Raw genomic sequence first — 11,541 nt, forward strand, 5'->3', positions numbered from 1 at the left:
CCCAGTCCTTAGGGTCGGGGCATGACGAAGACACGAGGCGGCGCCACGGCGGTCGCCTTCACGGGGGCGGTCAAGAAGTTCGGTGCGGTACGGGCCGTGGACGGGATGGATCTGGAGATCGGGCGCGGGGAGACGGTCGCGCTGCTCGGCCGCAACGGCGCGGGCAAGTCGACGACGATCTCGCTGCTGCTGGGCCTGAACGAGCCCGACGCGGGGACGGTGTCGCTGTTCGGGCGCACCCCGGCGGCGGCGGTCGGCGCGGGCCTGGTCGGGGCCATGCTCCAGGAGGGGCGGCCGGTGCCGCGGGTGACGGTCGGCGAACTGCTGGACTTCGTCGCGGGCACGTACCCGGCGCCGATGGAGCCGGCCGAGGCCCTGCGGCTGGCGGGCATAGCCGAGCTCGCGCGGCGGCGGGTCGACAAGCTGTCGGGCGGGCAGTCGCAGCGGGTGCGGTTCGCGGTGGCGCTCGTGGGGGACCCGGCGCTGCTCGTGCTGGACGAGCCGACGGCCGCGCTCGACGTCGACGCGCGGCGCGCGTTCTGGACCTCGATGCGGGCCTACGCGCGGCGCGGGCACACCGTGCTGTTCTCGACGCACTACCTGGAGGAGGCCGACGCGTACGCGGACCGCATCGTGGTCGTGGACCGGGGCCGGGTCGTCGCGGACGGCAGCGGCGACACCCTGCGGGCCGCGGCGGGCGGGGCGCTGGTCGCCTTCGATCTCGCGGGACGCGGCAGCGAGGGGCTCGCGGAGCTGCCGGGCGTGACGTCGGTGGAGATCCGCGGGGACCGGGCGCGGCTGCGGTCGGCGGACCCGGACGCGACGGTCGTGGCGCTCGCCGGTCTCGGTGCGGTGCGGCGGCTCGAAGTCCACCCGGCCTCGCTGGAGGACGCGTTCCTCGCGCTCACCACGCCGCCCGGCGCCACCGCCCCCGCCGCCCGCCTCGCCGGGAACCTGCCCGCGCACCCGTCCGAGAAGGAGACCGTCTGATGTTCGGCTACGTACGTCTTGAGGTGCGCCGCGCCCTGCGGGACAAGGGCTTCGTGATCTTCGGGGTGGGGATGCCGGTGCTGATGTACCTGCTGTTCACCAACCTCGGGGAGGGCAGTGACGGGGAGTGGAAGACGGCCTCCATGGTGGGGATGGCGGCCTACGGGGCGCTGGGCGCCGCCCTCGGTACCGGGACGGGCGTCTCGGAGGACAAGTCCATCGGCTGGCTGCACCAGTTGCGGGTGACCCCGCTCTCGCCGCGCGCGGTGGTGCTGGGGAGGGCCCTGACCGGTTCGGTGACGGTGCTCCCGGCGATCCTCGCGGTGCTCGCGGCGGGCGGTCTGGTCAACGGGGTGCGGATGGCGCTGTGGCAGTGGCCGGTGCTCGGGCTGCTGCTGTGGCTGGGCGCGCTGCCCTTCACCCTGCTCGGCATCGGCAACGGCTACCGGCTGTCGGCGCAGACGACAGGGGTCGTGAACGTCGCGTGCAACCTGGGGCTCGCGGTGGTCGGCGGGCTGTGGTTCCCGGCGGACGCCTTCCCGGGCTGGCTGCGTTCGGTCTCCCAGTACACGCCGGCGAGCCGCTTCGCGGATCTCGGCTGGTCGACGACGACCGGTTCGGCGCCGGGCATGCTGACGGTGACGGTGCTGCTGGCCTGGCTGCTCGTGTTCGCCCTGTACGCGACGTACGCGTACCGCAGGTCGGCGCGCACGCTGTGAGGGCGCCGGGCGTGCCGCGGCGGCGGGAGGGGGCGGACTGCGGACGGGCGAAGGCGGAGGAGCGGCCCGGTCCGCGCAGCCCGTACGCCTTCCTGCCCTGGCTGATCCTGGGCGCGGGGGCCTTCTCCAACCTGGTGCAGGGCGACTCGCCGAACCCGTGGCTGGGCGGGGCTCTGCTGCTGGCCTTCAACTCCCTGTACGTCGCGGTGGTGTTCCGCGCCTTCGACGAGCGGGCGCGGACGAGCCGGACGACGCTGTACCTGATCTGCGCGCTGACGGTGGTCACGGCGATCGTGTCGGTGGGCTTCGGGAGCAGCTGGCTGGTGTTCGTCCCGTTGCTCGCGCTCGCGCTGGGGACGGTGCTGCGGGGCCGCGGGCTCGGGATCACGCTGCTCGTGCTGAGCATCGCCGGTTCGGCGCTCGCGGCGGTGCACGGCGACGCGTGGGAGGCGGTGAGCATCGGCTACGGGACCTTCCTGTCGGGCCTGGTGACCTCGACGATCCTGTCGCTGTCGGAGACGGTGACGGAGTTGCGGTCCACGCGTCAGGAGCTGGCGCGTGCGGCGGTGGAGCGGGAGCGGCTGCGCTTCTCGCGGGATCTGCACGATCTGCTCGGGCACACGCTGTCGGTGATCGTCGTGAAGTCGGAGGCGGCCCGCCGGCTCGCGCCGCGCGACTTGGACGCGGCGCTCGCGCAGGTCGGGGACATCGAGTCGGTGGGCCGGCAGGCGCTCACCGAGATCAGGGAGGCCGTCACCGGCTACCGGGAGAGCAGTCTGGTGACGGAGCTGGACCGGGCCAGGGACGCGCTCGCCTCGGCGGGCGTGGAGCCCGTCGTACGGCAGTCGGGGCCGCCGCTGCCCGCGCAGACGGCGGTCCTGCTGGGCTGGGTGGTGCGGGAGTCGGCGACGAACGTGGTGCGGCACGCGGGCGCCTCGGAGTGCGTGTTCGAGGTGACGGTGGCCGGGGGCCGCGCGGTGCTGGAGGTGAGCGACGACGGGCGGGGCTGTGCGCAGGGGCCGGCGGGCAGTGGTCTGAAGGGCCTCGGGGAACGGCTCGCGGCGGCGGGCGGCGCGCTCACGGCGGGCCCGGGACCGCGCCGGGGCTTCCGGGTGCGCGCGGAACTCCCGTACGAGGAGCCGGAACCCGCGCGGGAGAAGACGTGAGCGGGAGCGTGACGCGCCGGGGGCCGGTCCGCCTACGCTGACGCGGTGACGACGACGGAGGAACCCACGGCGGGCGGCGCCCCGGGCGCGCGCCCCATCCGGGTGCTGCTCGCTGAGGACCAGGGCATGATGCGGGGCGCGCTGGCCCTGCTGCTCGGCATGGAGGAGGACATCGAGGTCGTGGCGCAGGTCGCCTCCGGGGACGAGATCGTGCCGGCCGCCCGCGAGTCGGCCGCCGAAGTGGCGCTGCTGGACATCGAGTTGCCGGGCCGCAGCGGTCTGGACGCGGCGGCGCAGCTGCGTACGGCCGCTCCGGACTGCCGGGTGGTGATCCTCACGACCTTCGGGCGGCCCGGGTACCTGCGGCGTGCGATGGAGGCGGGCGCGGCCGGTTTCCTCGTGAAGGACGGGCCGGTGGAGGAACTGGCGGGCGTGGTGCGGCGGGTGCTGGCCGGGGAGACGGTGATCGACCCGGCGCTCGCGGCGGCCGCGCTGAGCGCGGGCCCCAGTCCGCTGACCCCGCGCGAGGCGCAGGCGCTGAACGCCGCCACCGACGGTGCGACGGTCGCGGACATCGCCCTGCGGCTGCGGCTGTCGGAGTCGACGGTGCGCAACTACCTGTCCTCGGCGATCGGCAAGACCGGCACCCGCAACCGGATGGAGGCGGTGCGCGAGGCGCGCCGGCGCGGCTGGCTGTGACGCGGGTCGTACGGCGCCCGGGCGGGCGCGGTGGCAGTCCCCTGTCGCCGGTGACGCGACGGCGGCCTCGGGCACGGGCGCCGGGCGGCGCCGGCCAGGACACAGCCGCTGACCCGGAAGGCCGGCGCGTAGCCGGAATTGAGCGCCTGCGGGCCCCTTCCTCCGGCGGTGCGGGAGGCTGCGACGGTGGAGAGGACGGCGGGGCCGAGGGCGGCGCCCATGGTGCGGGAGGTGGTGACGAGCCCGGAGACGAGTCCGGCGGCACCGGGGACTCGGCGCCGGGGACGCGGCACCGGTGCCGGCGTGCCGGGCTCCGCCCCGCGCCCTTCGAGGCGCCCCGCGCCCACCGCGCCCGCCGCGCCCCGCCCGCCGCATCCGGCGCACCCACCCCACCCGCACCGCGCACCTCGCACCGCCCCGGCCGCCGTGAGCCGTCCACCCCGCCGGCCTCCTCCGCGCGCCCCCTTCGCGCCGCACAACCCGTCTCAGGGAGCGGCGGCCCGCCTCCGGGGGCGACAACCCGTCTCAGGGGGCGCACAGCCGTCCCCGCTGAACGCCCCTCCCGCTTCCGTGCGACCAAGATCGCCCCCCGCCACCGCGACCACGGGGCCCTACGCTCCGTACCGAACCACTTTCACTCCGCATCTATCGCCGCCCTCCGGCGCGACCGGCCGAGGGCGGCGTGCCGTGGCCGTTCACCCCCGGGAGGCCCTCTCAGATGTCGCAGCCCTCGCCCTCGCACGACGGGTCCCGCCGGGGCCTGCCCCGGATATCCGGACGGACCGCCGCACCGCCGCGTCCCCGCCCCCGCGCCACCGTCGCGGCCCTCGCCTTCGCCGGTATCGCGGTGGCCGTCATGCAGACCCTGCTCGTGCCCGTCATCAAGGACCTGCCCGTCCTCCTCGGCGCGGCCCCCGCCGACGCCACCTGGGTCATGACCTCGACGCTGCTCGCGGGCGCGGTCGCCACCCCCGTCATGGGGCGGCTCGGCGACCTGTACGGGAAGCGGCGGATGCTGCTGGTGAGCCTCGCCGTGATGGTGTGCGGCTCCTTGGTGTGCGCGTTCACCGACTCGCTGGTCGTGATGATCACGGGCCGGGCCCTCCAGGGGTTCGCGATGGGCGCGATCCCGCTCGGCATCGGGATCATGCGGGACGAACTGCCGCGCGAACGGCTCGGTTCGGCGATGGCGCTGATGAGTTCCTCGATCGGGGTCGGCGGTGGTCTCGCGCTGCCGGGTGCGGCGCTCGTCGCCCAGCACGCCGACTGGCACGCCCTGTTCCTGTGCGCCGCCGGTCTCGGCCTCCTCTCGATCGTGCTGACGCTGCTGTGCGTCCCGGAGCCCGCGCTGCGCGCCGAGGGCCGTTTCGACCTGCCGGGCGCGCTCGGGCTGACGCTGGGGCTGGTGTGTCTGCTGCTGCCGGTCACCAAGGGGAGCGAGTGGGGCTGGGGTTCGGGCCGCACGCTCGGGCTGTTCGCCGCCGCCGTGCTGATCCTGCTGGGCTGGGGCTGGGCGGAACTGCGCCTGAGCGCCCCGCTGGTGGACCTGCGGACCTCGGCCCGCCGGGAGGTGCTGCTGACGAACCTGGCCTCGGTCATGGTCGGGGTCGCCTTCTACGCGATCTCGCTCGTACTGCCGCAGCTCCTCCAGTTGCCCGAGTCGACCGGTTACGGGCTCGGCCGTTCCATGGTCGTGGCGGGGCTGTGCGTGGCTCCGCTGGGGCTGACGATGATGCTGACGGCCCCGCTGTACGCGCGGATCGCCGCGAGACGCGGGCCGAAGGTCTCGCTGCTGCTGGGCCTCGGCGTCATCGCCGTCGGGTACGGCGCGGGGCTCGGCCTGCTGGACACCCCGTGGCAGACCGTGCTGATCTCGGTCCTCGTCGGCGCCGGTATCGGCCTCGCCTACTCCTCGCTGCCCGCCCTGATCATCGCGGCCGTGCCGCCCGAGGACACGGGCGCGGCGAACGGCCTCAACAGCCTCATGCGGTCCATCGGCACCTCGGTCTCCAGCGCGGTGATCGGCATGGTGCTCGCGCACATGACGGTGGTCTCGGACGGGACGACGGTGCCCTCGCTCGGCGGTATCCGCACCTCCTTCGTGATCGCGGCGTGCGCGGTGCTCGGCGGGATGGTCCTCGCCGCGTTCCTGCCCGGCGCGGCGAAGTCGGCCCGGCTCACGCTGGTCACGGCGTCCGCGGAGCGGGCGGACGAGGCGCTGATCCCGGACGGCTTCAGCGGCTTCCGCGGCCGGGTGCGCAGCGCGCGGGGCGCTCCGATGGCGCGGGCCACCGTGACGCTCATCGACCGGCACGGCCGGCAGGCGGGGCTGACCACGACCGACGCGGAGGGCCGCTACGCGCTGCCGGCCTTCACCCCGGGCCCGTACGTCGTGGCCTGCCGGGCCGGCGGCCACACCCCGCGCGCCGCCGCCGTGTCGTACGAGGGCGGCGGGGCGACCTGCGTCGTACCGCTCGTCCTCGCGCCGCTGCGGGACCGGCGCGAGGACGCGGAGCCGGTCGGCCACGGCTGAGGCGGGGCGGGGCGGGGCGGGCCGGCGGGACCCGGCGCGCGGGCCGGGGACGCCGTACGACACGATGCGGCGTACCGACCGTGCACACCGGCACGCCGCCCCGCGCGGCGTGGAGAAGAGAGACCGCATGCCCGAGATGCCCGAGCCCCAGTCCTCCCCCTCCCCCGAGCCCCCCGGGCCCGCCCCCGAGGTGCTCGCCGCCTTCGAGGCCGCGAAGGGGTTCATGCCGCGCCACGAGGGGCTCGCGCTGTACGCGGCGGCCGTCGAGGCGGGGGCGCTCGGGCTGCCGCTCCTGGAGGTCGGCACGTACTGCGGGCGCTCCACCCTGCTGCTCGCGGACGCGGCGCGGGCCGCCGGGGTCAGCGTGGTGACGGTGGACCACCACCGGGGCAGCGAGGAGCAGCAGCCCGGCTGGGAGTACCACGACCCGCACACGGTGGACGAGGAACTGGGCGTCATGGACACCCTCCCGCAGTTCCGCCGCACGCTGTACCGCGCGGGCCTGGAGGAGCACGTCGTGGCGGTCGTCGGCCGCTCCCCGCAGGTCGCGGCCGTGTGGGGGCAGCCGCTCGGGCTGGTCTTCGTCGACGGTGGCCACACCGACGCGCACGCGAACGCCGACTACGAGGGCTGGTCCCCGAAGCTCGCCGGGGGCGGTCTGCTCGTGATCCACGACGTGTTCCCCGATCCGGCGGACGGCGGCCAGGCCCCGTACCGGATCTGGCGGCGCGCGGTGGAGTCCGGGGAGTTCGACGAGGTGCGCACGGTCGACTCGCTGCGCGTCCTGCGCCGCCGCACGCCGGCCCCGGCCGCCTGACCCGAGGGGCCGGCTGCGTCCGGGGCAGGCCCTGGTGTCCCGCGCCCGGGGGACGTTCGCCGGCCCCCGGCCATGGCCGGTGTCACCGTCAACGGCTGGCCGAGGGTACGTCGTTCGACGTCGTGACCGCATCTGGAGCGGTGGAACGTCGCGGTACTGCGGAGCCCTCCGCAGGCTTGGGCCTTGCCAGCCACAGTCCGGTGAACACGGCGGTGGCCGAGGTGATGACGCCCGCGGCGAGGAAGGCGCTGTTGATGCCGGCCTCGAAGGAGGCACCGCCCGATTGCCGGGTGCGGACGATCGCTCCGAGTAGCGCTACGCCGAGCACCGCGCCGATCTGCCGGGTGGTGCTGCTGACGCCGGACGCCAGGCCGCCTTCCTGCGGGCTGACCGCTTGGATGGCGGCTCCCGTGAGGGGGGACATGGCCAGGGCGAATCCGGCGCCGGCGACTGCCAGGCGCCACCACACGTTCACGTAGCCGGTGCCGGCGTGGACGGTGCCGAGCGCCAGCAGCCCCAGGCCGGCCAGGGCGAGGCCGGTGGTGACCACGCGGCGGAAGCCGTATCGGGCGGCGAGTCGTCCCGCGTACGGGCTGACGACCACCATGGCGAGGGACAGGGGCAGGGTCTGCAGGCCGGCACGCAGGATCGAGCTGCCTTGGACGTAGACGAAGAACTGGGAGAAGAAGAACGAGGAGCCCATGAGGGCGAACCCGACCACGACCATGGCGGTGTTGGACACGGTGAACAGGCGCTGCCTGAACAGCCGCAGGGACAGCATGGGCGCGGCGCGGCGGCCCTCGACGGCGATGAAGGCGGCGAGGAGGATCACCGCGGCGGCGAAGCAGCCCAGGATCTCCGGTGACGCCCAGCCGCGGGCGCCGCCCTCGATCAGGCCGTAGGTCAGCACGCCCACGGTCAGGATGGACAGTGCCGTTCCGGGGATGTCGATCGCGGGGGCGTCCGGGTTGCGGGACTCGCCGAGGTGGCGCAGGCCGACCAGCAGAAGGCCCACACCGAAGGGCAGATTGACGAGGAAGATGGCGGGCCAGCCGAAGGCCTGGGTCAGCACGCCGCCGGCCACGGGCCCTGCGGCGAGGCCGATTCCACTGAGTCCGGCCCACAGTCCGATCGCCTTGACGCGTTCTTGCGGCAGGGGATGCGCGGCGGCGAGGAGGGCGAGCGAGGCGGGGGCGAGTGCCGCGGCTCCGACGCCCTGCAGGACCCGGCCGGTGATCAGCCAGCTGACCGAGGGCGCGAGAGCACAGACCAGTGACGCGGCGGTGAACACCGCCACACCGGTCAGATACACCCGCTTGCGGCCGAACCGGTCGGCGAAGACGCCACCGGACAGGAGCAGCATGGCGACCAGGAGCACGTAGGCGTCGACGATCCATTGCAGGCCGGTCAGTTGCGTGTGGAGTCGGTGCTGCATGTCCGGCAGCGCCGCTCCGACGATCGTGTTGTCGAGCAGGACCATGAACTGGCCCAGGCAGGTCACCGTGAGCAGCACGGCCCGGTTCGGCCGGCTGCCCACTGTCGCAGGCGATGCAGCCATGGAGATTCCTCTCGATCGTCGATTGCGCCCGGCCACGACGGGCGTGGTGAGCCCCGGACGCATTAAGGCAGTCAGTGGCTGCGTTAGTGGACTATACGAAGGGTCACCCGTAAACGCAAGTACTGACTGCGTTAAGGTGGGGGCATGAACGAACAACAGCGAGCCCGGCGGCCCGGCGGGCGCAGCGCCCGCGTCGGCGCACAGGTGCATCAGGCGGTGACCGCTCTGATCAGTGAGCGGGGTTACGGCCACTTCACCGTCGGAGAGGTCGCCGCCCGCGCAGGTGTGGCCGACAGCAGCATCTACCGCCGGTGGGGCAGCCTGGAGGACCTTCTCTCCGAGGTGACGCTCACCCGCCTCAACGCGCGTTCACCCATGCCCGACACCGGAAGCCTCGCCGGCGACCTGCACGCCTACGCGGCCAACGTCGCGCGCGAGATCACCGGACCCGACGGCCTGGCACTCGTGCACCTCGCCGTCGCCCTCGCCGGCACCGGTCAGCAAGGCCGGCCGGGCCGGCAGGCACGTGACGGCCTCCGCGACGAACGCGTCCGGCAGTTGCAGTCCATGCTCGACCGCGCCGTCGAACGCGGCGAGCGGCCCCCCGACGCCCTCGACGTGCTGGACCACGTCCTCGCCCCGATGTACATCCGCGTCCTGTTCGGCATGGAGCTCACTTCGGACTATGTCGACGGGCTCGTCGACCGGCTGCTGTGAGCGCCGGACGCGCCCTCGGCGTCAACGCGGGCGTGGAGGCGCCGGGCGGGCTCAGCGGTGACGGAGCAGAGGCGTTTGGTGGCCCGGGTCAGGGCCACGTACAGGTCCCTCTCCCCACCGGGGCGGGCCGTGACGATTTCCTCGGGGTTCATGACGACGACCCCGTCGAACTCCAGGCCGCGCGCTTCGGACGCCGGCACGATGCGTGCGAGGTGCCCGACGCCCCGGGCCGTCAGCTCGCCCACCCTGGTGTCCGCGCAGATCACCCCCAGAAGCTCGTCCGGGTGCGCGGCGCTCTGCGCGCGGAGTTCCTGGACGACGGCGCTGACCGCCCCGTCCGCAGAGGTGGTCACGGAGCGCGGGCTCTCACCGCTTCGCAGTGACCGGGTGGGCTTCTGGTCCGGAGCGATCCGCGTGAGCAGGTCCCGGACGCTCTCCAGGATCTCCTGGGTGGTGCGGTAACTGACCGTCAGGTTGTGCAGGGTGAACCGCGGTCCGACGTGGGGACTCAGCGCTTCCGTCCAGTCGCGCGCTGTCGCGAGGGGGCCTGCCTGGGCGAAGTCGCCCACCAGGGTCATCGCTCGTGCCGGGCAACGGCGGACGATCATCCGCCACTGCATGGCGGTCAGTTCCTGCGCCTCGTCGACGACGACGTGCCCGTACGTCCGCTCGGGGGGACCCTCGACCAGGCTCGCCGCCTCGTCCAGCAGCGGGACATCGGCGGCGGTCCACGGGTCGTCCGGACCTCGCAACAGCAGGGACCGCTCCTGCACCGTCATGCCGGGCAGGTGCTCGGCGAGGGCGCCGGCGTCCGTCAGGAGCTCTTTCACGAGACCGCCCGGCAGGAGCCGCGGCCACAGCGCCTCGACCGCCCGGTCGACGCCGGCGTCGTCGAGGAGGTCGGCCCGGATGGCGTCCAGGTCCAGTTCGTGGGCCGGTTCCGGGGTGGCCGCGCCTTCGGCACGGCGCTGGGCGGCCCCCGTGAACCGGTCGAGGTTCAGGCCCGTCATCTTCTCGGTGTCGGCGTCGATCCGCTCCAGGACGTCGCCCATGTCCCGCTGCATCGCATCGGCGACGGCATCGGCCAGGAGCTCCTTGAACACCTGGCGCGCGGGGTTGTGCCCCGGTGCGGCCGCCACGGCGGCGACGCGTGCCGCGGCCACTTCGGACTCGGGCAGGTGGACCATTTCCTGACCGACCCGCACGGTGAAGTCCCCGGCGGGGGCCTGGTGGACGCGCACCAGGCCGGCCAGGGCGTCGGCGAGACCGCAGCCGCCCTTGAGACGTGCCGTGCCGAAGGGGTCCGCCGCCTGCGTGGACACTCCGGCCAGCTCCTGGCAGGTCGCCAGAACCACGTCGTTCTCTCCCAGCGAGGGAAGGACCTGGGAGATGTAGTCGAGGAACCGGGCGTTCGGCCCCACTACCAGGACCCCCTCTTCCGCGGCGCGCGGAAAGGCGTACAGGACGTAGGCCGCCCGGTGCAGGGCGACGACCGTCTTGCCGGTGCCGGGCCCGCCCTGCACCACGGTCACCCCCCGGTGGGGGGAACGGACGATCTCGTCCTGCTCGGCCTGCAGCGTCGCGACGGCGGCGTGCATCCTGCCCGTGCGCCCGGCCGACAGGGCCTCGGTCAGCGGGCCGTCCCCCACGACGTCCTCGTGGGTCGGGGCGGTCCCGTCCAGCAGTTCGTCGCTCACCGAGACGACGGTGCGGTCCTCGATGCGCAGGTGCCTGCGGCGCCGCAGGTCCATCGGGTGGACCGGTGTCGCCTCGTAGAAGGGCCGCGCCGCGTTCGCGCGCCAGTCCACGAGCAGCGGCAGGTCGTCGTCCTCCGTGTGCAGCCCGATCCGTCCGATGCGCAGGGCGGTGCCGTCCGTCCAGTCGACGCGTCCGAAGACCAGCCCTTTTTCGGCGCCCTCCAGCCGGCCGATTTCCTTGGCCAGACGTTCGGCGGCGATTTCCCTCTCGTATGTCTCACCGGCGCCGCCGGCCGGGGCCCTCAGCACACTCGCTCTCTGCGCTCGTGCCTCGGAAATCCGCTCGGTGAGCACCGCGTACAACGAGGACACATAATCCTGCTCCGATGCAACCGCACGCACAGCAGAATCATTTTTCTTCGACAACAAGAAGCTCCTTCGATTCGACCCACACCATACGAGCGGAGCTCCCCAAAGGTAAGTCTTGACTTACTTGTCGGGACTATGCCCCGCTGGCCGGCACCATGACGGCCGACCCCATTTACGTGTCGCGCATTCGGCTGCTCCCTATATCGGAATGCTGGACGGAATGACCCTTGAGCGAATCGGGCCGAAGCCGGAGGCGCGCGGCGGTCTGTGCCGCCT

General features: G+C 73.7%; 9 protein-coding genes and 1 pseudogene. 7 read left to right on the plus strand and 3 right to left on the minus strand.

Annotated elements, in window-relative coordinates; translation table 11 throughout:
- Window positions 1-21 precede the first annotated feature (21 nt).
- From AB0J21_RS14370 to AB0J21_RS14385, 4 genes are read left to right on the plus strand one after another with little or no spacing between them, the layout of a single operon-like run.
- Entirely contained in the window at window positions 22-990 is a 969-nt protein-coding gene (locus AB0J21_RS14370) for an ABC transporter ATP-binding protein (protein WP_363146205.1), read from the plus strand.
- A complete protein-coding gene (locus AB0J21_RS14375; protein WP_363146206.1) occupies window positions 990-1,709 on the plus strand; it encodes an ABC transporter permease in 720 nt (239 codons plus the stop codon). Before AB0J21_RS14370 ends, AB0J21_RS14375 begins: the two co-directional genes overlap by 1 nt.
- 11 nt (window positions 1,710-1,720) lie before the next feature.
- Entirely contained in the window at window positions 1,721-2,875 is a 1,155-nt protein-coding gene (locus AB0J21_RS14380; RefSeq protein WP_363146207.1) for a histidine kinase, read from the plus strand.
- 45 nt (window positions 2,876-2,920) lie between these two features.
- A complete protein-coding gene (locus AB0J21_RS14385; RefSeq protein WP_363146208.1) occupies window positions 2,921-3,574 on the plus strand; it encodes a response regulator transcription factor in 654 nt (217 codons plus the stop codon).
- On the opposite strand, the pseudogene AB0J21_RS14390 reads toward AB0J21_RS14385, so the two are convergent.
- Window positions 3,490-3,843: pseudogene (locus AB0J21_RS14390) on the minus strand (hypothetical protein); the annotation flags it as partial. The gene AB0J21_RS14385 and the pseudogene AB0J21_RS14390 sit on opposite strands and share 85 nt — an antisense overlap.
- Window positions 3,844-4,292: 449 nt before the next feature.
- Between AB0J21_RS14390 and AB0J21_RS14395 the strand changes: the two are divergent.
- Complete coding sequence (locus tag AB0J21_RS14395; protein WP_363146209.1) at window positions 4,293-6,107, plus strand: MFS transporter; 1,815 nt, start codon at window positions 4,293-4,295, stop codon at window positions 6,105-6,107.
- Window positions 6,108-6,243: 136 nt separating this feature from the next.
- The gene (locus AB0J21_RS14400; protein ID WP_363146260.1) at window positions 6,244-6,924 is read left to right on the plus strand and encodes a class I SAM-dependent methyltransferase; all 681 of its coding nucleotides are present in this window, start codon (window positions 6,244-6,246) and stop codon (window positions 6,922-6,924) included.
- Window positions 6,925-7,012: 88 nt separating this feature from the next.
- Here the strand turns inward: AB0J21_RS14400 and AB0J21_RS14405 are convergent, their stop codons facing one another.
- Entirely contained in the window at window positions 7,013-8,482 is a 1,470-nt protein-coding gene (locus AB0J21_RS14405) for an MFS transporter (protein ID WP_363146210.1), read from the minus strand.
- A 144-nt stretch (window positions 8,483-8,626) separates the two neighbouring features.
- Between AB0J21_RS14405 and AB0J21_RS14410 the strand changes: the two genes are divergently transcribed.
- Window positions 8,627-9,199 carry a TetR/AcrR family transcriptional regulator gene (locus AB0J21_RS14410; protein ID WP_363146211.1) on the plus strand — a complete coding sequence of 191 codons (573 nt, stop codon included), beginning with the start codon at window positions 8,627-8,629 and terminating at the stop codon, window positions 9,197-9,199.
- Here AB0J21_RS14410 and AB0J21_RS14415 read toward each other — a convergent pair.
- Entirely contained in the window at window positions 9,166-11,268 is a 2,103-nt protein-coding gene (locus AB0J21_RS14415) for an AAA family ATPase (RefSeq protein ID WP_363146261.1), read from the minus strand. The genes AB0J21_RS14410 and AB0J21_RS14415 overlap by 34 nt on opposite strands.
- Between the last annotated feature and the right edge of the window lie 273 nt (window positions 11,269-11,541).

The sequence above is a fragment of the Streptomyces sp. NPDC049954 genome, from assembly GCF_040656295.1.
Lineage (GTDB): Bacteria > Actinomycetota > Actinomycetes > Streptomycetales > Streptomycetaceae > Streptomyces.